The 24,406-nt window shown below is 64.1% G+C and carries 19 protein-coding genes and 1 pseudogene; 4 read left to right on the top strand and 16 right to left on the bottom strand.

Annotation, left to right across the window (positions count from 1 at the left end; all coding sequences use genetic code 11):
• Positions 1-38 precede the first annotated feature (38 nt).
• From E2H86_RS22590 to E2H86_RS22575, 4 genes are all read right to left on the bottom strand, one after another.
• On the bottom strand, positions 39-1,361 hold the full coding sequence (locus E2H86_RS22590; RefSeq protein WP_133331741.1) for a dicarboxylate/amino acid:cation symporter: 1,323 nt from the start codon (positions 1,359-1,361) through the stop codon (positions 39-41).
• A gap of 309 nt (positions 1,362-1,670) precedes the next feature.
• Complete coding sequence (locus tag E2H86_RS22585; RefSeq protein ID WP_133331740.1) at positions 1,671-3,017, bottom strand: ATP-binding protein; 1,347 nt, start codon at positions 3,015-3,017, stop codon at positions 1,671-1,673.
• Complete coding sequence (locus E2H86_RS22580) at positions 3,014-3,691, bottom strand: response regulator (RefSeq protein ID WP_133331739.1); 678 nt, start codon at positions 3,689-3,691, stop codon at positions 3,014-3,016. Before E2H86_RS22580 ends, E2H86_RS22585 begins: the two co-directional genes overlap by 4 nt.
• Positions 3,692-3,777: 86 nt before the next feature.
• Complete coding sequence (locus E2H86_RS22575) at positions 3,778-4,383, bottom strand: outer membrane beta-barrel protein (protein ID WP_133331738.1); 606 nt, start codon at positions 4,381-4,383, stop codon at positions 3,778-3,780.
• Between the two features lie 135 nt (positions 4,384-4,518).
• Between E2H86_RS22575 and E2H86_RS22570 the strand changes: the two genes are divergently transcribed.
• The gene (locus tag E2H86_RS22570; RefSeq protein ID WP_133331737.1) at positions 4,519-5,310 is read left to right on the top strand and encodes a dienelactone hydrolase family protein; all 792 of its coding nucleotides are present in this window, start codon (positions 4,519-4,521) and stop codon (positions 5,308-5,310) included.
• 48 nt (positions 5,311-5,358) lie between these two features.
• Complete coding sequence (locus E2H86_RS22565; protein ID WP_133331736.1) at positions 5,359-6,060, top strand: 4'-phosphopantetheinyl transferase family protein; 702 nt, start codon at positions 5,359-5,361, stop codon at positions 6,058-6,060.
• Between the two features lie 3 nt (positions 6,061-6,063).
• Here the strand turns inward: E2H86_RS22565 and E2H86_RS22560 are convergent, their stop codons facing one another.
• Together E2H86_RS22560 and E2H86_RS22555 are read right to left on the bottom strand one after the other, a co-directional pair.
• Entirely contained in the window at positions 6,064-7,671 is a 1,608-nt protein-coding gene (locus E2H86_RS22560; RefSeq protein ID WP_133331735.1) for an ATP-binding protein, read from the bottom strand.
• Positions 7,668-8,366, bottom strand: coding sequence for a response regulator transcription factor (locus tag E2H86_RS22555; protein ID WP_133331734.1), 699 nt, complete (start codon positions 8,364-8,366; stop codon positions 7,668-7,670). Before E2H86_RS22555 ends, E2H86_RS22560 begins: the two co-directional genes overlap by 4 nt.
• 779 nt (positions 8,367-9,145) lie before the next feature.
• On the opposite strand from E2H86_RS22555, the gene E2H86_RS22550 reads away from it, so the two are divergent.
• Together E2H86_RS22550 and E2H86_RS22545 are read left to right on the top strand one after the other, a co-directional pair.
• Positions 9,146-12,025, top strand: coding sequence for a ribonucleoside-diphosphate reductase subunit alpha (locus E2H86_RS22550; protein WP_133331733.1), 2,880 nt, complete (start codon positions 9,146-9,148; stop codon positions 12,023-12,025).
• Between the two features lie 541 nt (positions 12,026-12,566).
• Positions 12,567-13,817: a ribonucleotide-diphosphate reductase subunit beta gene (locus E2H86_RS22545; RefSeq protein ID WP_133331732.1), complete on the top strand. Its 1,251-nt coding sequence runs from the start codon at positions 12,567-12,569 to the stop codon at positions 13,815-13,817.
• 300 nt (positions 13,818-14,117) lie between these two features.
• Here the strand turns inward: E2H86_RS22545 and E2H86_RS22540 are convergent.
• The 10 genes and pseudogenes from E2H86_RS22540 to E2H86_RS22495 all read right to left on the bottom strand — a co-directional run.
• A pseudogene (locus E2H86_RS22540) lies at positions 14,118-14,270 on the bottom strand (type II toxin-antitoxin system HipA family toxin); the annotation flags it as partial.
• Positions 14,263-14,580 (bottom strand): helix-turn-helix domain-containing protein, encoded by a 318-nt coding sequence (locus E2H86_RS22535; protein WP_133331731.1) that lies wholly within the window; start codon positions 14,578-14,580, stop codon positions 14,263-14,265. The pseudogene E2H86_RS22540 and the gene E2H86_RS22535, both read right to left, overlap by 8 nt.
• A gap of 238 nt (positions 14,581-14,818) precedes the next feature.
• Entirely contained in the window at positions 14,819-15,274 is a 456-nt protein-coding gene (locus tag E2H86_RS22530; RefSeq protein ID WP_133331730.1) for a hypothetical protein, read from the bottom strand.
• A 32-nt stretch (positions 15,275-15,306) separates the two neighbouring features.
• Positions 15,307-15,738: a hypothetical protein gene (locus E2H86_RS22525; protein ID WP_133331729.1), complete on the bottom strand. Its 432-nt coding sequence runs from the start codon at positions 15,736-15,738 to the stop codon at positions 15,307-15,309.
• A complete protein-coding gene (locus tag E2H86_RS22520) occupies positions 15,735-16,640 on the bottom strand; it encodes an NAD synthetase (RefSeq protein ID WP_439958290.1) in 906 nt (301 codons plus the stop codon). Before E2H86_RS22520 ends, E2H86_RS22525 begins: the two co-directional genes overlap by 4 nt.
• 114 nt (positions 16,641-16,754) lie before the next feature.
• Positions 16,755-17,636: a type VI secretion system-associated lipoprotein TagQ gene (tagQ, locus tag E2H86_RS22515; protein WP_133331728.1), complete on the bottom strand. Its 882-nt coding sequence runs from the start codon at positions 17,634-17,636 to the stop codon at positions 16,755-16,757.
• 73 nt (positions 17,637-17,709) lie between these two features.
• On the bottom strand, positions 17,710-19,488 hold the full coding sequence (locus E2H86_RS22510; protein ID WP_133331727.1) for a formylglycine-generating enzyme family protein: 1,779 nt from the start codon (positions 19,486-19,488) through the stop codon (positions 17,710-17,712).
• Positions 19,481-20,683, bottom strand: coding sequence for an FtsX-like permease family protein (locus tag E2H86_RS22505; RefSeq protein WP_133331726.1), 1,203 nt, complete (start codon positions 20,681-20,683; stop codon positions 19,481-19,483). Before E2H86_RS22505 ends, E2H86_RS22510 begins: the two co-directional genes overlap by 8 nt.
• The gene (locus E2H86_RS22500) at positions 20,683-21,387 is read right to left on the bottom strand and encodes an ATP-binding cassette domain-containing protein (protein WP_133331783.1); all 705 of its coding nucleotides are present in this window, start codon (positions 21,385-21,387) and stop codon (positions 20,683-20,685) included. The genes E2H86_RS22505 and E2H86_RS22500 overlap by 1 nt, the downstream gene beginning before the upstream one ends.
• Positions 21,387-24,398: a serine/threonine-protein kinase gene (locus tag E2H86_RS22495; protein ID WP_133331725.1), complete on the bottom strand. Its 3,012-nt coding sequence runs from the start codon at positions 24,396-24,398 to the stop codon at positions 21,387-21,389. Before E2H86_RS22495 ends, E2H86_RS22500 begins: the two co-directional genes overlap by 1 nt.
• Positions 24,399-24,406 lie beyond the last annotated feature (8 nt).

Genomic DNA, 24,406 nt, shown 5'->3' with positions numbered 1-24,406 from the left:
GCGACCCGAGGGTCGCCTTCTTCAGCACTGCAATACGATCAACGAACCGGGACCTCTGCGACACCCAGATCATCGGTCGGCACGTTCAGCTCCAGCGGCGCACCACCGGAAGCCAACTCGGAGGCCAGCTTGTCGTCGTCCATCTCTTTCACCCACTTGGCCACGACCACGGTGGCCACAGCGTTGCCGACCAGGTTGGTCAGGGCGCGGGCTTCGGACATGAAGCGGTCGATACCCAGGATCAGCGCCAGGCCGGCAACCGGCAGGTGACCGACGGCCGACAGGGTAGCGGCCAGGACGATGAAGCCCGAACCGGTCACGCCCGCAGCACCCTTGGAGGCCACCAGCAGCACCAGCAGCAGGGTGATCTGATGGGTGATGTCCATCGGCGTGTCGGTGGCCTGGGCGATGAACACCGCAGCCATGGTCAGGTAGATCGAGGTACCGTCGAGGTTGAACGAATAACCGGTCGGAATCACCAGGCCGACCACCGACTTCTTCGCGCCCAGGCGCTCCATCTTGGCCAGCATGCGTGGCAGGGCCGATTCCGACGAGGAGGTCCCCAGCACGATCAGCAGTTCTTCACGGATGTAGCGAATCAGCTTGATTACGCTGAAGCCGTGGGCACGGCAGATACCGCCCAGCACCACCAGCACGAACAGCAGGCAGGTGATGTAGAAGCAGGCCATCAGGTAGCCCAGTTGCACCAGCGAACCCACGCCGTACTGGCCGATGGTGAAGGCCATGGCACCGAATGCACCGACCGGAGCCAGCTTCATGATCATGTTGATGATGTTGAACATGACATGGGCGAAGCGGTCGATCAGGTCCAGCACCGGCTTGCCGTAGCTGCCCAGGCGGTGCAGGGCGAAGCCGAACAGCACCGAGAACATCAGCACTTGCAGGATATCGCCGTTGGCGAAGGCGCCGACCACAGTGTTGGGGATGACGTTGAGCAGGAAGCCGACCGTGGTCTGCTGCGCGCCGGCGGCGGCATAGGCGGCCACGCTACTGGCGTTCAGGGTGCTGACGTCGATGTGCATGCCAGCGCCTGGCTTGATCACGTTGACCACGACCAGGCCGATGATCAGGGCGATGGTGGAGACGATTTCAAAGTACAGCAGCGCGTAGCCGCCGGTCTTGCCGACCGACTTCATGCTCTGCATGCCAGCGATGCCGCTGACCACGGTACAGAAGATGATGGGCGCGATGACCATCTTGATCAGTTTGACGAAACCATCACCCAGCGGTTTCAGGGCGACGCCGGTTTCGGGATAGAAGTGGCCGAGCAGGATGCCGATGGTGATGGCGAGCAACACCTGGACATACAGAGATTTGTAAAGCGGCTGACGAGTCGTCATGGCTGATTTTCCTCAAGTGTGCCGGTTTCACCCTTCCCAGGGTGGCGGCACCTGAATCGCTAACCCCCCTGCACTTGGGGGGATTTGTCGTTGTGTTCGAGCTGCCTGGGCAGGCCTCTGCCAGAGAGATAGCAAGGGCGATGCCAAAATGCCCATCGAGGGTGCAGAGGCCGTATTTACAAGGGGAAAATGCCCCGAGACAGGGCGATTTGCTGGAGAAGATGTGGCGGATTTCCGCCCGATGGCGGAATTGGTACAGGGCAGATGGCGGGATTCCGCCCGACAGGCCCGGGTCGTTAAGGGTAGGAATCAATCCAGGTGAAAGGTGATGCGGAACGCCGCCCCGCCCAGCGGCGAATCCTCCAGGCTCAACTGGGCGTCATAGCTCTCGACGATATCCTTGACCACTGCCAGGCCGATGCCCTGCCCCGGATGCTGCCGGTCCAGCCGCTCGCCGCGTTCGAGAATCCGTTCGCGCTGGTCGACCGGCACGCCCGGCCCGTCATCCTCCACCGCCAGCACCAGCCGACCAGGGGCTTGCTCCAAACTTACGCGCACTTGCCCCAGGCTCAGTCGGTAGGCGTTTTCCAGGAGGTTGCCGAGCAGTTCCAACAGTGCGCCGCGCTCCATCGGCACCTGGGCCTGTTGCGGCACCTCGATGTCGACCTGCACGCGCTTGTCGCGATAGACCTTGCTCAACGTGCTGCACAGGCTGTCGAGCACCGGACGCAGTTGCACCGAATGACGCACCAGGCCGCTCTTGCGCAAGCTGGCGCGTTGGAGCTGGTAGTCGATTTGCTGGCTCATGCGCTCGATCTGGGTCTGCAGGACCCGCGCCTGCTCCCGCTCTGCGCCGCGCTGGCCCATGCTTTCACCCACCCCCTGCAAGACCGCCAGCGGGGTTTTCAGACTGTGAGCCAGATCGCCGAGCGAATCCCGGTAGCGTTGACGCTGTTCACGCTCGCTGTGCAACAGGCGGTTCAGCGAGCCGGTCAGGCGCAACAACTCACGCGGGTGTTCGCGGCTCAAGCCATCGCGGGCCCCGGACTCGACTTCGTCCAGCTCCACACTGAGCCGGCGCAACGAGCGCAAGGCCCAGGTCAGTCCCGCCCAGAGCAGCGCCAGCAAGGTCAGCAACGCGGCGCCAAACCCCAGGTAGAGGTCGTCGCGCAGGCCCTGGAGCGTGTGTTCGTATTCGCGCACCGGCTGCAGGGCGACGATGCTGTAGGCTGCGCTTTGCCCACCGAGCAATTTGACCTCGACGTCGTAGACGAAGAATTCCTCGCCATCGTCCTGGTGAATGCGTGCGAACTCGTTGCCACGCCCATCGTAGCGGGGGCGATAGTTGATGTGCTTGTCGACGGTGGCCTTCGAGCGCCACACCAATTGCCCGTCGCGGTCGAAGATGTAGCCGAGCAGGCCGGTATAGGGCAGGTTGTAGCGCTCGTCCGGGAGCGTTTCGGGCATCTGCAGTTGGGCATGCTCGATACGCGCGGCGGAAATCAGCGTGGTCACGTCCGAGGCCAGGCGCTGCTCGATCGACTCCTGCAAGGCCAGGCTGAACGCCTTCTGCAGTGCCGGCAGCATGGCCAGCATGAACAACAGCGCCAACACGGTGCCGGCCAGCATCAGGCGTACGCGTAGCGAGCGGATCATCGGCAGCGCTCGGTGAACAGGTAGCCCATGCCACGGACCGTGTCGATGGGCTTGAAACCGTGCTCACCCTCGAGTTTGCGCCGCAAGCGACCGACCAGCACTTCGATGACGTTGGGATCACGCTCCTCGTCATCCGGATAGAGCTGCTCCATCAGGCGGTCCTTGGCCACGACCTGCTGGTGATGGCGCATGAGGTACTCGAGGATGCGGTATTCGTAGGCGGTCAGCGCCAATGGCTGCTCATCCAACGTCGCCTGCTTGCGGTTGAGGTCCAGCAGCAGTGGGCCGGCGGCGATGGTCGACTGGGTGAATCCGCTGGAGCGACGCAGCAAGGCGTTCAGCCGCGCCTCCAGCTCTTCGAACTGGAAGGGTTTGACCAGATAGTCGTCGGCACCGGCCGCCAGGCCTTCGACCTTGTCCTGCCAGTTGCCGCGGGCAGTGAGAATGAGGATGGGAAAGGTCTGGTCCTGGCTGCGCAACTGGCCGATCAGCTCCAGGCCGCTCATGCCGGGCAAGCCCAGGTCGATCACGGCGAGGTCGAAATGGTATTGCCCGGCCTGGTACAGCGCCTCTTCGGCATCGCCCACCGCCTGCACCACGTGGCCACTTTCGCCGAGTCGGGTATAGAGGTGATGGCGCAGCAGGGCTTCATCCTCGACCACCAGCAATTTCATGCCATTCTCCTTTCATAATGGCCTGTAGAAGCCTCGCAGCCGGCTCACCGGCATTCAGGCCTCTACAGATTACCCTGTGAAGCGGCTCAGAACTTGTAGTTGGCCGACAGGTAAGTTTGCGCGCTGCTGGTCAGACGCAGGGTGCCAGCCTTGGGCCCACCGTGCTCGCCCACTTCGGTGGCGGCGTTGCTGCGCAGGTAACGATAGCCCAGCTCTACCGAGGCTTTGTCGGTGATCTCCTGAATCACACCGGCCTGCAGGCCGACCGCATAGCCATAGTCTTTGTCACGGCTCATGCCGGGCGAGTCCTGGGTCAGCTTGGTGATACCGGCGGTGCCGCCGCCGAACAGCTTGGTGGTGTCGCCTACCGGCAGGAACACATCGTAGCTGCCGAGCAGGTTTTCCTGGCGCAACTTGAGGCCACTGTGGTCACCGGAGACGTTGTCGTAGGTCATGTAGTAGCGGCGTTCGTCATTGATCTTACCGACGCGCACGCCCCAGGTATCGTCCTTGCCGATGATGCCGTCGGCGTTCAGGTTGTCGGTATTGCGCTGCAGCAGACCGGACTTCTTCACTTTGTCGCTGGTCTGGCCGTAGGTCAGGCTGGCGAAATTGTCGTCGGCGGCCTGGGCGGTGGTCATGCCAGCGGCGCAAACGGCCAGGGCGGCGATCAATGAGGACAGGGTTTTCATGGTTGGCACTCCGTAGTGGGCGATGTCTGTGTGTGAAGCTAGAGTAAGGAAGGCCCCCTGAACCGCGGCTGAACCCCGGCTGAACCTTGGCTGAACGAAACGACCGTCGACTTTTACCGAACCTGGAGCGTGAACATGCGTGCCCTGCTGGCCTTGACCCTGATTTGCCTCGTCCCGCTCGCCCAGGCGGCGGTGCAGACCCGCGAAATCCGCTACCAGGACGCCGACGGCAACGCGCTGATCGGCTACTATGCCTACGACGACGCCATCGAGGGCAAACGCCCCGGCATCGTCGTGGTGCATGAATGGTGGGGGCTGAACGACTACGCCAAGCGCCGCGCCCGCGACCTCGCCGCACTTGGCTACAACGCGCTGGCGATCGACATGTACGGCGACGGCAAGAACACCGAGCACCCTGCCGATGCCCAGGCATTCATGGCCGCGGCGTTGAAAGACCCGCAAGCGGCAGCCAGGCGTTTCGACGCCGGGCTGGATTTGCTCAAGCTGCAACCCAACACCAACAAGCACCAATTGGGTGCCATTGGCTATTGCTTCGGCGGCAAGGTGGTACTGGATGCCGCACGCCGGGGCGAGAAGCTCGACGGTGTGGTGAGCTTCCATGGCGCCCTGGCCACCCAGACCCCAGCCAAGCCTGGCGTGGTCAGGGCCAAGATCCTGGTGGAACATGGGGCGGCGGACAGCATGGTTACCGAACAGCAGGTTGCAGCCTTCAAGGCGGAAATGGATGCCGCGAAGGTCGACTATCGGTTCGTCAGCCTACCCGGCGCCAAGCACGGCTTCAGCAACCCGGATGCCGACCGCCTGAGCCACGGCGAGCATGGCGGACCGGACATCGGCTACAACAAAGAAGCGGACGAGAAGTCCTGGGCGGACATGCAGGCCTTCTTCAAGCAGGCGTTCGACTGAACCTTGCCGGGGCTGCCTTGCAGCCCCACGGCTGGCACAATAACCGCCATGAACACACTCCCCGCTTGCTGTTCCCCGCTCCAGTACCATTGGCCATTGCCCCAGCCACTGCCCGGTGCAGTGCTGGTCAGTTGCGGCTTCGACCCGGCCCACCTGGCCGCCGACGACTTCCAACGCGCCGGCATCACGCCCAGCACCAGCCTGCAGCGCTCGGTGGCCAAGCGCCAGGCCGAGTATCTGGCCGGGCGTGTCTGTGCCCGCGCCGCCCTGCAGCGCCTGGATGGTCGCGATTACGTCCCGGGCACCGACGAGGATCGCGCACCGATCTGGCCGGCGGGTATCCACGGCTCGATCACCCATGGCAAGGGCTGGGCTGCCGCCGTGGTTGCCGCCGAGGGCAGTTGCCGGGGCCTGGGTCTGGACCAGGAGGCACTGCTCGACGAAGCCCGGGCCGAGCGGCTGCTGGGCGAAATCCTCACGCCAGCGGAGGTCGAACGCCTGGACCACAGCCAACTGGCCATGGCCGTCACCTTGACCTTCTCGCTCAAGGAAAGCCTGTTCAAGGCCCTCTATCCCCTGACCCGCCAGCGCTTCTACTTCGAACATGCCGAAGTGCTGACGTGGTGCGCAGACGGCCAGGCGCGCCTGCGCCTGCTCACCGACCTGTCGCCAGAATGGCGCTACGGCGTCGAGTTGCAGGCCCAGTTCAACGTGCACGACGGCCACCTGCTCAGCCTGGTCAGCGTTTAGCCTCTAGGCCGACGCCTGCTCGCGGGGCCAGTCGAGGCTGAAACAAGCGCCTCCCAGCTCGGCACTGCGCCCCACCGAAGCACGACCGGCGTGCCAATAGATGATCCGCCGCACGATAGACAGGCCCAGGCCGTGCCCACCGGAGGCACGGGTACGGCTGTCGTCGAGGCGGGTGAAGGGCGTGAAGATCCGGTCCCAGAAGCCTTCAGGTATACCCGGGCCGTCGTCCTGCACATCGATCCGGCAACGCTGCTGGCCCAACTGATAGCTCAGGCGCACCTCGCTGCGGGCATGGCGCAAGGCGTTGCTGACCAGATTCTGCAGGGCACGGTGCAGGTAACGTGGCTCGGCCTCGACCCAGGCCGGCTCGCTGCCATGGGCCTGGCAACTGCCACGCAGCAGCCGGACCTGAGCATTGAGCGGGGCCAGCTCGTCGATCACCCGATCGAACAAGGCATCGAGATCCACCCGCTCGAACTTCAGCGCTGGTGCGCCCTGCTCCAGCCGGGCGTAGGTGAGCATCTCGTCGACCAACCGGTCGAGGTCCTGGATATCCCCATCCATGCCGGCGAGGTGCTTGGCGCGGGTCTGGTCGGAAGTTGCGCTTTCGATCATCTCCAGGCCGAAACGCAACCGCGCCACTGGCGTGCGCAACTCGTGGGACACCGCCCGCACCAGCTCGCGCTGCATGTTCAGTGAACGTTGCAGGTGCTCGGCCATACGGTTGAAGGCTGCGGCCAGGCGCCCTACCGAGTCGGCATCGCCCGCGGGCACGCGGGTATCCAGGCTACCTTGGGCGATGCGCGTGGCAGCGATCTCCAGGCCCGACACCCGCCGTTCCAGTTGCCGCACCAGCAAGTACACCACCAGGCCGATCAGACACAGGCCGAGGAACGTGATGAGGATCAACAGCTGCGGCGGATAGGGGTTAAGCGGCTGCAGCGGCCCGATTTCCAGCACCCAGGGCGAGCCCGGCAGGCCTGCGAACACGCGCACGGCATCACCTTCCGGGCCCAGGGCCATGACCGTGTCGCCCTCCTCCACCCGCCGTCGCTGATCATCGTCCAGGCCGACCCGCTCCAGCCGCGTCAGGGCCACGCCGAAGCCGAAACCCTTGCTCTGGCGGAGCTGCGCCAGGCGTTGCTGCTGCTCGGTCACCGGGTAGCGCACCAGCTCGTCGGCCAGCAGGTACAACGTAGCGCGGGCCAACTGCTCGCTCACCTGCTTGATCTGCGCCACCAGCAACAGGTCCTGTTGGCCGACCTTGCGCAGGACCGTCACGGCATGCGGCCCGGTCTCCAGCACCACCACCTGGCCACGATTCAGGCGGGCGCGCTGTCCGCCATCGAGGCTGCGCGCCGACATCGGCTGCAGCGCCAGCGGCACACCGAGCAGCCGTTTCCACATCAGCAGCGAGCGCTTGCGCTCGGTGTCGTTCTGCTGCGCCAGGTTGTCAGCCATCAGGCTGAAGGTCCCCTGGGCCAGGCGTTCGCGGTGTTGGGCCGTACGCACTTCGTTGACCAGGTGCAGGCTGAGCACACCCAGCAAGGCGACCAGCACCAGCACGGCGAGCATGCCGCCATAGATACGCAGGAAGATCGAGTTGTTCATGGGGCATCGCCGACGAACAGGTAGCCCTTGCCGCGCAGGGTCTTGATCAGCCGTGGGTGGTCCGGGTCGTCGCCGATGCGCGGGCGGATGCGCGAGATTCGCACATCGATGGAGCGGTCCTGGCCGTCATAGCCGACGCCGCGCAGCGCGGTGAAGATCTGCTCGCGCGAGAGCACCTTGCCGGCATTGCTGGCCAGCAGCCAGAGCAGGTCGAATTCGGCTCCGGTGAGCTCGATCGGCTGCTCGCCCAACCAGGCCTCGCGCAAGCGGCTGTCGATGCGCAGTGCGCCGAAGGCCAGCGCCTGCTCCCTGGCCTGGGCCGGTTCGCTGCGCCGCAGCAAGGCCTGGAGGTGCGCCAGCAGCAGGCGCGGACGCACCGGTTTGCACACATAGTCGTCAGCGCCCAGGTCCAGGCCCTGCACTTGGTCGAGTTCATCGCTGCGGGCGGTGAGCATGAGAATCGGCCCGGGATACTGGCCGCGGACCCGTCGGCAGATGCTCAGACCGTCCTCGCCGGGGAGCATCAGGTCGAGCACCACCAGGTCGGGCTGGCTGTCGAGGATCCGGCGCACGGCGCGGGCACCATCGTGCTCGATGGTCACCTCGAAGGCGTTGGCCTGCAGGTACTCGGCGGTGAGCTCGGCCAGGCGGGGGTCGTCTTCGACGATGAGGATGCGGGGTGCGGGGTGCGCCATGGCTTCGTGCCTTTTGTTGTTCTATTGCCGGTGCTGGCCCCTTCGCGGGTAAACCCGCTCCTACAGGATGGTCACCGCCCGCTGGGAACGGCGCAGTACCTGTAGGAGCGGGTTTACCCGCGAAGGGCCCAGCACAAGCGACGATGATCGTTTAACCAAAGAGCAATATATGCCCAGGATACTAAGGGCTGCCCAGGGCACTGCCAAGCCGCCGCACGGCCCCCTCGACTGAACCGTTTTTTGTGATAGGGTTCGCGCCCGAAAAAAACTGCACTGGCTCGACGAAGCAGAGAAAAATAGCGCAAACCTCTTGGTACAAGGCCTACAGCGAATACCCACTCTTCACTCACAAAGTACGCACAAGTTATCCACAGGCGATTGCCTTGCAAAGGCCCCAAGACCGCATTATCTTGTATCCCTATCGCAACGAACCACTAGATATTGGGTTTGGCTCACCATCGCCAACACCAGCCGGCGGAGAAATTCAAGCGAAATTTCTCGCAAGGTTTTACGTGGTTCCGTCAGCCAAACCGCTCCAGCGGAAGCATTAAGAGCAACAGCTTTTGGCCCGGCCCTGTCCGGTCCCGACAGCATTTGACTTCGGCCAGGGAGCGGCAGGTTTTTTGCCCCTCATTCCTGATCTGTCCCGAAGTCGGTACGCCCGAGCGGGTGGATGCGCGTGCATGCCGCATCCCCCGGCTGGCCATCGAGCAAGTGGACGGAACGGTGGGCGCGCACAACGCGCCTGAACAATATAGAAACTGTGGAGACACCCACCCATGCAAACCGACACAACTCGCGAGAACTCGCAGGCCAAGGTGCCGCAGGCCGCCGATGCCCATCAGGATCTGGCTGCCACCGCCCCTGGCCAACTGCGCGTGATCAAGCGCAACGGCACTGTCGTCCCCTATACCGACGACAAGATCACCGTGGCCATCACCAAGGCGTTCCTCGCAGTTGAAGGCGGCACCGCCGCTGCCTCGTCGCGCATCCACGACACCGTCGCGCGCCTGACCGAGCAGGTCACTGCCACGTTCAAGCGTCGCATGCCATCGGGTGGCACCATCCACATCGAAGAAATCCAGGACCAGGTCGAACTGGCCCTGATGCGCGCCGGCGAGCAGAAGGTCGCTCGCGACTACGTGATCTACCGCGAGCAACGCGCCAAGGAGCGCGCCACCCGCGTCGCCACCGACAGCGTGGTCGAGCCGCACCCGAGCATTCGCATCACCCTGGCCGACGGCAGCCTGGCGCCGCTCGACATGGCCCGCCTGAACACCATCATCAGCGAAGCCTGCGAAGGCCTGGCCGAAGTCGATGGCGGCCTGATCCAGCGCGACACCCTGAAGAACCTGTACGACGGCGTGGCCTTGAAGGACGTCAACACCGCCCTGGTGATGACCGCCCGTACCCTGGTCGAGCGCGAGCCGAACTACTCGTTCGTCACCGCCCGCCTGCTGATGGACACCCTGCGTGCCGAAGGCCTGGGCTTCCTGGGCGTGGCCGACAGCGCCACCCACCACGAGATGGCCGACCTGTACGCCAAGGCCCTGCCGGCCTACGTGGCCAAAGGTATCGAGTTCGAACTGCTGGATCCGGCACTGGCCAACTACGACCTGGAAAAACTGGGCAAGGCCATCGACCACGAGCGTGACCAGCAATTCACCTACCTGGGCCTGCAGACCCTTTACGATCGCTACTTCATCCACAAGGATGGCGTGCGCTTCGAGCTGCCGCAGGTGTTCTTCATGCGTGTGGCCATGGGCCTGGCGCTGGAAGAGAAAGACAAGGAAGCCCGTGCGATCGAGTTCTACAACCTGTTGTCGTCCTTCGACTACATGGCTTCGACCCCGACCCTGTTCAACGCCGGCACCCTGCGTCCGCAGCTGTCGAGCTGCTACCTGACCACCGTTCCGGACGACCTGTCGGGCATCTACCACGCGATCCACGACAACGCCATGCTGTCGAAATTCGCCGGTGGCCTGGGCAACGACTGGACTCCGGTGCGTGCGCTGGGCTCCTACATCAAGGGCACCAACGGCAAGTCCCAGGGCGTCGTACCGTTCCTCAAAGTGGTCAACGACACCGCCGTCGCGGTCAACCAGGGCGGCAAGCGCAAGGGCGCTGTCTGTGCCTACCTGGAAACCTGGCACCTGGACATCGAAGAGTTCATCGAACTGCGCAAGAACACCGGTGACGATCGTCGTCGTACCCACGACATGAACACCGCCAACTGGATCCCTGACCTGTTCATGAAGCGCGTCTTCGACGACGGCAAGTGGACCCTGTTCTCGCCATCGGAAGTGCCAGACCTGCACGACCTGACCGGCAAGGCCTTCGAAGAGCGCTACGAGTACTACGAAGCCCTGACCGAGTACAACAAGATCAAGGTGTTCAAGACCGTCCAGGCCAAAGACCTGTGGCGCAAGATGCTGTCGATGCTGTTCGAGACCGGCCACCCATGGCTGACCTTCAAGGATCCGTGCAACCTGCGTTCGCCGCAGCAGCACGTAGGCGTGGTCCACAGCTCGAACCTGTGCACCGAGATCACCTTGAACACCAACAAGGACGAGATCGCGGTCTGCAACCTGGGCTCGATCAACCTGCCGAACCACATTGTCGACGGCAAGCTGGACACCGCCAAGCTGCAACGCACCGTGAACACCGCCGTGCGCATGCTCGACAACGTGATCGACATCAACTACTACTCGGTGCCGCAAGCGCGTAACTCGAACTTCAAGCACCGTCCGGTCGGCCTGGGCATCATGGGCTTCCAGGATGCGCTGTACCTGCAGCACATCCCTTACGGTTCCGACGCTGCCGTCGAGTTCGCCGACAAGTCGATGGAAGCGGTCAGCTACTTCGCCATCCAGGCTTCCTGCGACCTGGCCGACGAGCGCGGCGCGTACGAGACCTTCCAGGGTTCGCTGTGGTCCAAGGGCATCCTGCCGCTGGATTCGCAACAGATCCTGATCGAGGCCCGTGGCGCCAAGTACATCGACGTCAACCTGGAAGAAAGCCTCGACTGGGCCCCGGTGCGCGAGCGCGTCAAGAAAGGTATCCGTAACTCGAACATCATGGCCATCGCGCCGACCGCGACCATCGCCAACATCACCGGCGTGTCGCAGTCCATCGAGCCGACCTACCAGAACCTGTACGTGAAGTCGAACCTATCGGGCGAGTTCACCGTGATCAACCCGTACCTGGTCCGCGACCTGAAGGCCCGTGGCCTGTGGGACTCGGTCATGATCAACGACCTGAAGTACTACGACGGTTCGGTTCAGCAGATCGAGCGTATCCCGCAAGAGCTGAAGGACCTGTACGCCACCGCGTTCGAAGTCGAGACCAAGTGGATCGTCGATGCCGCCTCCCGTCGCCAGAAGTGGATCGACCAGGCCCAGTCGCTGAACCTGTACATCGCCGGCGCCTCGGGCAAGAAGCTGGACGTGACCTACCGCATGGCCTGGTACCGTGGTCTGAAGACCACCTACTATCTCCGTGCCCTGGCCGCGACCAGCACCGAGAAGTCGACCATCAACACCGGCAAGCTCAACGCCGTATCCAGCGGTGGCGACAGCGCCCCGGTCCAGGCAGCCGGCCCTGCGCCAGTGCCGAAGGCCTGCGCGATCGACGAGCCTGACTGCGAAGCCTGCCAGTAAGGCCTGATGCCGCGCGGGGTGCCCACGGGCGCCCCGCGCGGCATTTTTGTATCCGCGTCACCGAGAGACCTTGCCCCCTGCGTTGCCCGCCGGGCATTGGGTAGCTACCCCGGGCCTCCGAGGTATCTGCAGACGCCGGCTTGCCGGCGATTGCGTCTGTAGAACCACAACATCTAGTAGATCTAAAAATATTCCAACGCTACATGTGGTAGACCCAGACATTTGCCGCTACACTCTCCTCCCGTGGAAAACGACACGAGATACGTGAACGGATGCGCGCAAAACCGGTCGAAAAATTACCCCGTCCGCACGTGTTGCGCGTCCCGATTCCGAGCGAATTCCGTTATACTTCGCGCCCCTTTGTTCGCGCGCCCTGGCCCCTTCCGAGGCATGGCCGGGCACATGCCAGAACACATTCAGATGTAAACGAGAGTCAGCCTCTCGAGCTGTCCTATCGCCGTAACGGCCTTGCGTACAGGCATCAGATTTTCACTATCCAACCGGTTACCCGAGGGTGACCCTCAAGCAGGAGCCAATGACCATGCTGAGCTGGGACGAATTCGACAAGGAAGACGGCGAAGTCGCCGCCAAAGGCGCCGCCGCCCCACAGGGCAACGCCGCAGCCACCCTCGACAAACTGGACAGCGCCGGCGACGCCGCTGCCCAGGAAGCCCGTGCTGCCACCGCCGACGACTCCGAGGCGGTCAAGCGTGCCAAGGCTGCCCTGAACGACCTCGACATCGCCGAAGGCCTGGCCGAGCTGGAAGGTTCCTCGGCCCGCGTACGCGTTGACGAAAAGCGCATGATCAACTGCCGCGCCGACCTCAATCAGCTGGTACCGTTCAAGTACGACTGGGCCTGGCAGAAGTACCTCGACGGCTGCGCCAACCACTGGATGCCGCAAGAGGTCAACATGACCGCCGACATCGCCCTGTGGAAGAGCCAGGACGGCCTGACCGAGGACGAGCGCCGCATCGTCATGCGCAACCTCGGCTTCTTCTCCACCGCCGACTCGCTGGTCGCCAACAATCTGGCCCTGGCCGTGTACCGTCTGATCACCAACCCGGAGTGCCGCCAGTACATCCTGCGCCAGGCCTTCGAAGAGGCGATCCACACCCACGCCTACCAGTACTGCATCGAGTCGCTGGGCATGGATGAAGGCGAGATCTTCAACATGTACCACGAGATCCCATCGGTCGCGAAGAAAGCCGCCTGGGGCCTGAAGTACACCCGCGCCATCTCCGATCCGGAATTCAACACCGGCACCGTCGAGACCGACAAGGAGCTGCTGCGCAACCTGATCGCCTACTACTGCGTACTGGAAGGCATCTTCTTCTATTGCGGCTTCACCCAGATCCTGTCGATGGGTCGCCGCAACAAGATGACCGGCGTTGCCGAGCAGTTCCAGTACATCCTGCGTGACGAGTCGATGCACCTGAACTTCGGTATCGACGTGATCAACCAGATCAAGATCGAGAACCCGCACCTGTGGGACGCGGCGATGAAGGAAGAAGCGACTCAGATGATCCTGCAAGGGACCCAGCTGGAGATCGAATACGCCCGTGACACCATGCCGCGCGGCGTGCTGGGCATGAACGCGGCGATGATGGAGGACTACCTCAAGTTCATCGCCAACCGTCGCCTGACCCAGATTGGTCTGAAGGAAGAGTACCCGGGGACCAACAACCCGTTCCCATGGATGAGCGAGATCATGGACTTGAAGAAGGAGAAGAACTTCTTCGAGACTCGGGTTATCGAGTATCAGACCGGCGGGGCTTTGAGCTGGGATTGATTTTCCCAGGTTGAATCAGCATTGAAGAAAGGCTGCCGAGAGGTGGCCTTTTTTATTGGGCGTTCGTCTTGGTAGTTGCAGCGTCGCGGATATCGAGCGCCGCGCGGGCGGCGCTCGATCTCATCAACACAACTGTACAAGCGTCGTGCCCTCCGCGCGCCACGCATTTACAGCCCCTTCCTACAGCCAACGATATTGTGAACACAGCCCACGGACGTTAGCTTTGTACAAGCGCTAAGAACGCTTCGCAGCGGAATCCCGTTCCCGTTAGAAACGGCTCTTCTATTTCCGGAAGGCCCACCATGACGACAGCTCCAAACCGCGCTGCTGAGCATCGGCGCTGTACTCAAAAACGATCTGCGGGCGACCGGCGATAGCTTTGGTGGATGCAAGTGTTCCCCACAACCAGCGCTCGCCCCATCCCTCGTAATAGACACGCACACGCTCAGCCATGGTCGTGCCTGCGCTTTATACGCTGACGCTTGGCAGCCTCTTCGTACCGCTGCAAGTCATCGAGACTTTCCACTCTAGGCTGGAACAGCAGTTCCAGTTCTTGTCCACGCCCTAACACCATCGCGATCCGGACCAGATTCTCGAAGCCGACGCTGCGCCCTGCCTCCAGACTGGATACTGTGTTGGTGGCAATTCCCGCTCGTGCAGCGACCTCAGCTTGCGTCAGCCGCTGCGCTAGCCGTTCGCTGCGCAAGCGCTCACAAAGGCGTTTGACGATTTCGGCAGGCTTGCTGAGGCTTAGATCCAGCATCTAGGGCTGTCCTCCATCCAAGAGCATGAAACAAGACGATTGCAGATGGATTTTAACCACAAAAAAATGGGCCTTAAAGATAAATAATGGAATTAAAATACAAAATTTAGGAAATATGCATCCATCATAGGTGCGTAGATGTTCTGAGTATCGAGGTGCCCCTTCGCGGGTAAACCCGCTCCTACAGGGCCAGCGCCGTGCACCAAGAGGGCGGTGAGTCTGTAGGCCGGTCATGCGGCTACTTGGCCTCGACCGGGGGCTCCACGCGCTCTACCACCACCTGCATACGGCTGGTCATGTCCGTCACGATCACCTGCCCTTCGGCATACTCCGGGGTCAGCATCAGCGAACGAATCAGGTGCTGGCTGGTGCCCTTTTTGATGTTCTCGAACGCCACGATGATCGTTTCGTTGCGCCAGTTGCTGATATCGAAACCACCCGCTGCGATGAATTCGCGGATGTCGCGCTCGTCGTCGAAGACCTTGGCAGGCAGGATCAGCAAACGGTCCTTCAGGAACACTTCGTAGTACTGGCGCGTGCCCGCTGGCCAGTTGTGCGCCATCACGTGCTCGATACGCCAGTGATGGACGTTGTTCTCATACACCACGACCCGTTCGACCTTGTGCCCGTTGCAGGCGGCGAGCAGTGGCAAAAACAGGTATCCGAGCCCGGTACGCAGGCGGCGCAATATCATCGAAAATTGCCTCGTTGTATCAGTGAGAGTGGTCACTTCAGCGCCTGACGGTTGGCCCTGCGAATCTGCCGGTACTCTACCAGTTGAACGCGCATCTCTCGGTAGCGCTGACTGTTGACGATCAACAACGCCGTCAAGCCGAACAGCAATATCGAGACGTAACCGCCCATGTGCGGTCGGTAGCCATAGCTCGGCAGCACGGCGAGAAGCGCAATCACGACCAGCCCAATCACCCCACGCACGCCCCAGGCATAGCCGCGCACCAGGGCGATATGCGAAGCCGCACTCACCACCGCTACCAGGGCCAGCGCCATGACGGGCTGCGCGCGGTCGGGGCTACGCAGATAGGTGGAGAATACCAACGAGACGGTGCCGCCCAATGTCAGGCAGGACAGGAAAAACTCGGCGATGAACACGCCGAAATAACGGGAAAGAAATCGCTGTAGTTCCTGGCCACGTGTCACTCGCTGATCTCCTCGTAAAGCCCCACTGCAACCGATTGCACGAAGCTACTGCTGCCAAAGCCAGACAACGCGCCGATCGAATCCTGGATAAGGGTCTTGGTGGCGTGCTGGATCTCTGTAGGGGTAAAACGCTTGATCGCCGTGCCCGCAGCTTGCTGCAGCTTGAGCTGCTTGGCCGTGAGCGACGGGTGCTTGATCAGCAATAATTCCTTGGCCAGTGCCTTGCGTTGCTGGCGGCTGAGGTTATGGAACAGCTCTGTCCAGCCTTTACCGGTCGCGGCCTTACGCACTTGCAGGAAACGCACCGTGGTCGCGCCCGAGGCGCCGACGCCCAGCAGCGAGACACCATCGAGGATACCCATCACAGTCTGCACGGTGTCGTTGTTGTCGAGCCAGTCGTTTTGCTCCGGGTCGTTCATTTCGTTGTAAACGCGGTAAGCGCCCATCATGCACTGCCCAGTCCCGGCAGCGGCAGCCGCGTAACCCACGGCGGTGAGGGTCAGGCTGGCACCGGCGGTGAACGGCACGGCAACGGTGCCACTGAACATGACGATCCAGCCCAGAGCTGCAGACAGACAGCTGGCGGTCGCATTCACGGCCTCGCTGACCACCTTGCGCTCGCGAGCGCCAGTCTGCAACTGGGTCATGAACTGCTCGGGCGAGGTATAAGGCGGCGCCTCCTGCAGGATGATGCGCTTGGGCGCGATACTGCAGATCGGCTGAAATTCACGTAGCACGATGACGTTGTACTGGGCATCGATGTAGACGACGCCAGCGCCGACGATGCCAGGGTCGGCATCGATGGCCCTGAACAGCTTCTGCTGGTCAAGGCTCAACAACAGCCGCTGACGCGCCATCTGCTGACGGTTGCGGCCCAGCACATCGGGCAATAGATCACTCACGACAACTCTCCTTCGGTCGACAAGCCGCTGCGCCGGCCCACGCGCTTGCCCGGCAGGTCACAAGACCTGCCAAAGGCAGCACGTGCGCAGGCGCGAGCGCAACGAAGCGTGGATTTACACGTTCGGGCAAGGGACCGGCGCCCAGTCACCCATGTCGGGGCTGTTGCACATCTTGTTGACCTGGGCCACACCGGCATTGGCGACCTGCTGTGCCTCGGCCTTCTTGGTGGTGGCCTTCTGCAAGGTCTTCTCGGTGGCGACGGCCTCTTGCGGCACGCTCTTGCTCACTTTCTTGGTCTTGCTGGTCGGGGTGGCGACCTTCGCCACTTCGGTACGCGCTACACCCACCTGCTTGAGGTCTTGCTCGTAAGCCTGGGTGTAACTGTCGAGGTTTTCCGCGACGCGGCCATTGACGGTGGCCAACAGCTGGTTCGACTCCTGCAGGCCGGAGACGATCTCGGCCAGGCGCTTGCGTCCTTCGGTGTCGTTGATGCGGTTGGCCTTGCGGCCTTCGATCAGGCTGCTGAACTCGCGCTGATAGCAGCTCTGCGACGCCTTGGCGTAGGCGGTGGTGCGGTCGAGGTCGGCAGCGCTCTTGTCGATGTCGGTGGCGTACGAAGCGATACGCTGCTTGTCGTCGCTGATCTGCTTCTGGCGCTCGGTGTAGTAACCGGCTGCGCCGCCGACCAGGGCGCCACCCGCTGCACCGATGGCGGCGTTGCGGCCACGGTTTTCCTTGTCGACCAAGGCGCCGGTCAAGGCACCGCCGAGCGCACCGATGACCGCGCCGCTGGCAACCGACTTGGTCATGTCACCGTCGGTGGAGCGCAGGTGCTGCACCGGCTCGTAGCAGCTCGGGTAGTACTCGACCTTGGTCGTGGCACCGACCTTGGAGACCGGCGAGCTGGAGCAGCCAGCCAGCAGAACGGTACTGAAGCCTGCCGCCAGCAGCAGGGTGGAACGGGCCTGGGAGGCCGTGATGAAGGTCTTGAACATGTCACTTTTCTCACGTGGGTGGATCGAACCGGGGAGCCTCATGCCACCCCGGGGTTACAACAGCCAGAAACCACTACGAAGGCCGCGCGGCGGCCGACGCCAGGAGCTCCTTGAGGATCGTCGCCGGGTCGGCCCGCCGGTTCTGGCGGTACTCCCCAACGTGGCGGACGAACAGGGTGGCGCGGTTCATCAGGCTCTTGCCCAGGACCGGCTTGCGATTGAGCTCTTCCTTGACCCGCTGGAACTGCGCCTGAATCACCGCATCGGTGTAGCGCGTGCCGCTGGCCAGGTTGTCGATGTAGATCGCCACCGCACCATCGAGGGCGGCGCGACCGTTGGCGATGGCGGCGGCGTACATGCGCACCGTGGTCTGGTCGCCACGCGCCTTGGCCTCGGCCTGGGTATTGCGCAGGTTGGTCAGGCGGATGTTGTAGTTGTTGATGGTCTCGGCGACCAACGCGGCCGACTGGATCAGGTTGCCGGCAGCTTCCTCGCGCTGACGGCCGATCAGCGAGACGCTGCGCTTGAGCTCTTCGTTGACCAGGCCCAGTTCGGCCTGCTGGCGCGGGTCGACAGTGGCGGCGATGATGCTGTCCAGGCGCTTGGTCGGGTCCTGGGCGGCGTCGATGTCGTCGGTCAGGCTGGTCAGACGGCCCTCTTTCTGCCATTGCTCGAACAGTTCCTGATAACGCGAGCGCGGTGCCGACAGCGCACCGATGGCGACCCGGAAACCGGTGGTCGCATTGCGCTGCTCGGTGCCGTCGGCGCCGAACAAGGGGTATTCGCGGCGCATGCCGGTGAACAGCGTGCCCTCGCCTTCGAGGTAGTTGCCGCCCTTGACCACGAAGCCGCCATAGGCGCCTTGCAGCCTGCCGGCATGTACCAGCTGGAAAGACTCCTGGACCATCTCGGCGGCGTTGCCGATCACATCGAACAGCCCCAGCGGGTTCGGCAGCTTGGTGCCAATCGGCATCAAGCGCGCAGCCTGGCCGGTGCCGCCGGCCACCTGGTTGTACACCGCCCAGTCGCCCAGCGGCCCATCGCTGTCGCTGCCCTCGACCCTGCGCGGGAACAACCGCCCTTCCAGCTCCTGGCGGCTCACGGCCGAACCACCGCGGGCGGCGAACTCCCATTCCACTTCGGTGGGCAGGCGCACGAAACCGACTCCGCCGTCCTCGGACTTGCTACCACGGCCACTGACCGGCAGCAGGTCGCGGTGGTGCTTGAGCAACCAAGCGCTGTACACGGCGGCAAAGCGCTCGGCCTCGAAGCGCGACAGCTTGACCTTGGGTAAGCGCCCCGCCGCCGTGGTCTCGGGCTCACAGGCCGGCGCCGCTGCGCCGCTGGCCAACGACTGGGCCTGGGCCATGACCTGGGCGTATTGGCGCGCGGTGACTTCGTATTTGCCGATGAAGTACATCATCGGCTTGAGCGGGCCACCCTGATCGAGCTTGGGCAAGGTCGGGGCGACCGCCTTCTGCCAGCCGGGCGACAGGTCCTGCAGCGCGAACTGGCCGTTGATGAAGTCGCGGCGGTAGCCGGAGATGAATGATTGCTTGTAGCCGGGCTCGCCTTCGCTGAACGGGTAGCCGAGATTGACCTCGCGGTCGTCCAGGCTGCCTTGGGCCAGCACGTAGACACTGCGCAGCACCAGTTCGCCGCCGCACGGCAGCGGCAGGCTGACATCGCCCGGCAACGGTTTGGGGTTGTCCAACCGGGTGCTGTCGACCGGCTGCGCCGAGGCGCTGGCAGGTGCGTCAGGCTTGGCTGGCTGTTCGTCGCCCGGCGAGCAGGCCGCCAGGCTCAAGGTGGACAGGAACAGGGCCACGGCCCCGAGGCGAAGGTCAGACATCACGGATTCCTTGGCTGGCATCGATGCGCGCCACCCGCCAGCCGCCCAGGGCGGCAGCGGCCATGCTGGCCAGCAGCACGGCACACAGCGCAACGAGGAAGTGCATCGGCAACAGGTGACTGGCGTACTCGCCCGGCACCTGCATGAACATTCGGTTGAGGCCGTGCTCGGCCAACAGATACAGGCCCCCGGCAGCGGCTGCCGCCAGCACGCCGCTGTACAGCGCCTGCAGCACCACGAACAGCAGCAGCGCGACCGTGCCGAAGCCCAGCAGGCGCAACACTGCCAGCTCGCGTTGCTTGCGCTGCACCGCCGCCACCGCGCCTGCAGCGATGGCCGCCACGGCGCCGGCCACGGCGAGGCCGGTGATGATCCAGAACACCAGGTCAAGGTTGCGGCTGAGGGTCTGCACCTGGGCGATCTGCGCGGCCTGGGTCGACACCAGCCAATTGCGTGCGGCGAAGTATTCGCGCAGCGGCTCGACGTCGGCAAGCTCGCGGGCATACAGGCGAAACGCCGGATACACCCGCTGGGCGTCGCTGCCTGGCGTCTCGCCCGGCCAGCCCAACGCAGGCACGGCGCGCCCGTCGCGGTAGTCTTCGACGGCCTCGAGCAGACCCAGCGAGGCGAACAACCCGTCGCGCTCGAACGCCGCCAGCGGCAGCACGGCGCTCACCTGCAGCGGCAGCTGGCGCCATTGCACCTGGCCGGCCTGCTGGCGGCTGAAACTGGCCTGCAGTTCATCGCCGACCTGGGCGCCAAGCTTCTCGGCAGCAGTGAAGCTCAGCACCACCTGCTGCAGGCCCTGCGCTGGCGACACCTGCTGCAACAGCGGGTCGCCAGCAGCGGTGGGGATCATTTCGACGGTCACCGCGCGCCCCTGAGCGGGCAGCAACAGCTCGGCGGTGGCGGCGATCTGCCGGGTCCGGGGGATGGCGAACGCCACGTCGGGGCGCTGGGCCAATTGCTGGATGAAGTCAGCGCGATAACGCCCGCCGCCAAGGGGGATGATCTCGCGTACGGCCGGGTCCCGTTGCAGTCGCTCGGTCAGGCTGCCGACCAGGCCGAACTTGAGCCCAAACAGCACCAGCAGCGGCGCGATCACCGCCACCAACGCCAACACGCTGCACGCCGACAGCCGCGCATCGTTGCGATAATCCTGCCAGGCCAGCCCGGCGATCAGCCACGGGCGCATCAGGCGGCCTGCTCCAAGGTGGCGGTGACACCGCCGTCGGCATCGCGCCGGCAGGCCATGCGCAACACATTCAACCCGGCTGCGCGGGCCAGCGCTTCGTCGTGGGTGGCGACCACGCAGGTTACCTGGCGAGCCTGCGCCTCACGCAACAACAACTGCATGACCCGCTCGGCATTCACCGGGTCCAGCGCCGCCGTGGGTTCGTCGGCCAGCAGCAGCGCCGGTGCATGGGCCAGGGCCCGGGCGCAACTGACTCGCTGGCGTTGGCCAAGGGACAGCGCGGCGGGTTTCTTGGACAACTGATCGTGCACATCCAGCGCTTCGGCCAGGCGCTCGACGCTGCCGTCTTCGCCCAGGCCCAGCAGTTGCCGGGGCAGGCGGATATTGCCGCGCACATCGAGAAAGCCCAGCAGCCCGCCTGCCTGCAGCACATAGCCCAGCTGCCGACTGCGCAGCGCGGCAAGCCGGTCGAGGCGGCGCTGACGCCAGAGGCCCGCGACATCGGCGTTGCCGAGCATGAAGCCCTCGGCGATGTCGGGGGCCAGCACCAGCGCCAGCAGGTCGAGCAAGGTGCTCTTGCCACAGCCGCTGGGGCCGACCAAGGCCACCCGCGCACCCACCGCCAACTCGAGGCTATCGACCTGCAGGCTGTAGCGCTGGGCACCCTGCCCGCGTGTCTTGCGCACCCCGTTCAGGCTGATCATCATGGCAGCGTCGACAACGGGACACGGTACAAGGCATCGCCCGGCTCGGCCTTGCCGAAGCGCACCCAGTTGGCCATATCGTTGTGGAAGGTCTCGTACAGGCGGATCTTCGACTCGAGCTCGTCGATGAAATCCTCCTGCTCGGCCACCGACAGCGACAGCCACAGGTCCTGGGTCATGCTCAGGGACTTGCTGCGGTATGGCAGGCCTTCGAGGTATTCGCCCAACACGCCGCCCTGGGCGAGGTTGGCACCTTTGCGCAAGGCGCCGGGGTCACGGCTCATGTAGGCACTGGCGCTGGCGATCTCGTTGAAGAAGTCGCCCGGCGAGCTGCGGGTCTTGCGCGCAGCATCGACGATCAGCTTCAGTGATTGCTGCAGATCGTTGAGCTGCAGCTTGGTCAGCATCACGCATACCTGCAGGCTCGGCAGCGCTGGATTGGTCAGGTCGCGATCAGCGGCCCAGGCGCTGACCAACTGTGGCGCCTGGCTGGCGCTGTGACGACCGAGAAAGTCCATGTGCATGGCGTAGCCGATGGCCTGGGACTTGGCCGCCAGGCTCGCGCCCGCGCTCAGTTGCGGCACTGCCTGGGGCTGCTGCTCGCGCACCTGGTGCACCAACTCGGCGAAGGTCGAGCCGATCTCGCGTACACGCTCGCCAAAGGCGCCGACATCACCGCCTGGGACGCCCACGTACAGGTCGCCGATCTGCGGGTTGCTGTCGGCAGTGAGCACCCGGTACTGGCTCTCGGCCGAGGCATGGTTCTTCGCCCCCGCAGGGGTACGCAAGTGCAGGGCGTAGATCTTGATCTGCTTGCTCAACGCGGCCTGGCGCACCTCGGCCTCGTTCATCTGGGTGCTGCTGTATGGATCGTTCTTGCGCAGGGCGCCGGCATCGCTGACCAGCAGGACGATGCGCCCGCCATAGCCGGACCAGTCCATGCCCTCCACCGCCTGCATCACCCCGGCGAAGGCATCTTCGTTGAATGAATGGCTGGACACGCTGGTGGCCTTGACCTGCGCAGCGGCCTTGAGGAAGCGCGCCGGATCGCGCCCCTCCTCCAGACTGACCAGGGTCTTGCTCAGGTAGTCCAAGCCCGGAGTGCGCTTGACGCTGTTGCGAAAGCCCACCAAGCCGAAACTGACGCTGTCCAGCTCGCCACGGGCCGCGAGTTGCTGCTGCAGTTCGCTGACCACCTGGCGCACGCGGTCGATGTACGGCTGCATCGACACCGAGGTGTCGACCACCAGCACGATGCCGGTGCGGAAGCTGTTGTCCGCTGCCGCCAGCGCCGCACCTGCAGCCTTGGGCGCGCTGTCACGGGCGCTGGCACCGGGGTCGATGGAGGCGACGTTGAGCAGTTGCACCGGCTGCCCGTCGGCGTCGAAGCTCTCGCGGTAATCGAAGATCGGCATCAGGTAGAACTGGTTCTGCGGCACCGCGCTGGCCGCCGGCTCCAGGGCCAGTACCTGGGGCACCTGATCGGGCTGGTTCTGGACCTTGAGCAGGTCGGCACGGGCCTTGCCGGTGTCGTCGAGCAACTGCTGCAGGTCGTCGGCCTGACGCATGAACATCACCGGCGAGCGGCCCGAACGTTCGGTGAACTTCAGCACCAGGCTTTGCTTCCAGTCGCTGGTCTGCGCCGCTTGCAGCCAACCGTCGCGCTGGCCATCGCTGGAGGCTCCGACCTCCAGCCACTGCTGACCATCGATGACCTTGCGCTGATACACGTACAGCACCGAAAACGCCGGCAGTGGCTCACCCGAGGCGTCGCCAGGCTGGACCAGCAACTGTGCCTCGGGCTTGCTCAGCACGCGCTGGAACAGGGTCTTCTTGCCAGGCATCAACAGCGGCCGGCCATCTTCGCTGACCGCAGGCGGCGGCGTGGGCGCTGCGACAGGCTCGCTCGAAGCGTGGATCTCGGGCGCAGGTTCGGCCGACTCGTCACGGCTGCCGAGCAGCCAGAAGAAGGTCCCGCCCAGGCCCAACGCCGCCGCGATGGCCACCGCCAACACAGCCTTGGCCGGATTGCCCGAACCAGAGGTGACGGAAGTGGCCGGCTTGGGCTGTGGCGGCTCCACACGGGGCTCGGGTTTGCCCGGTGGCGGCTCAGGCGCCGGTGCGGCCTGTGGAATTTCGATGGAAACTGGCGTCAGTCCGCCCAGATCGCCCTTCACCGGCTCGACCACCGGCAGTGGTCGGATCACCGTGCTGTCATGGTCGTCGGCGGGCAAGCGGTCGAGCGCGGCCAACAGCGCCGCGGCATCGGCAAAGCGCTCGGCTGGGTCCTTGGCCAGCAGTCCGCGCAAGATCTCCCGGTATCGACCATGTTCGATGGGCAGTTCCGGCAGTGGCTCGGTCAGGTGCGCCAACGCCGTCGACAGTGCATCGGTGCCCCGGTACGGCAGTTCGCCGACGAGGATTTCGTACAGCACCACGCCGAGCGCATACAGGTCGGCACGTCCGTCGATGTCCATGCCCCGGGCTTGTTCGGGGCTCATGTAGCTGGGTGTGCCCACGGCGAAGCCGGCCTGGGTGAACTGGGTGCGGTCATCCAGGGATTTGGCGATGCCGAAGTCCGAGAGCACGGCGGTGCCGTCGGCGCGGAACAGGATGTTGGCCGGCTTGACATCGCGGTGCACCAGGTCCTGGGCGTGGGCATAGCCCAGCGCCTGGGCGATCTGGCGCACGTACAGCAGTCCCTGCTGCGGTGAAAGGCCTGCTTCGATGCGCTCTTTGAGCGTGCCGTTGGGCAGGTATTCCATGGCCATGTAGTACAGCTCGCCGACGTTACCGATGTCGTGGATGGTGGCGATGTGCGGGTGCGACAGCCGCGCCAGGGTGCGCCCTTCGCGCAGGAAGCGTTCGCAGAAGGTGGGATCGGCGGCCAGGCTGGCGGCCATGACCTTCAGCGCCACCTTGCGCTGCAGCGAGCGTTGAGTGGCCAGGTAGACGCTGGCCATGGCGCCCTGGCCAATCTCGCTGTCGATGTCGTATCCGGGAATCTGCATGGTCTGGG

Origin of the sequence: Pseudomonas putida, assembly GCF_004357765.1 — a bacterium.
In the GTDB taxonomy this organism is placed as follows: domain Bacteria; phylum Pseudomonadota; class Gammaproteobacteria; order Pseudomonadales; family Pseudomonadaceae; genus Aquipseudomonas; species Aquipseudomonas putida_U.
This window is presented reverse-complemented; position numbering and strand designations above follow the sequence as displayed.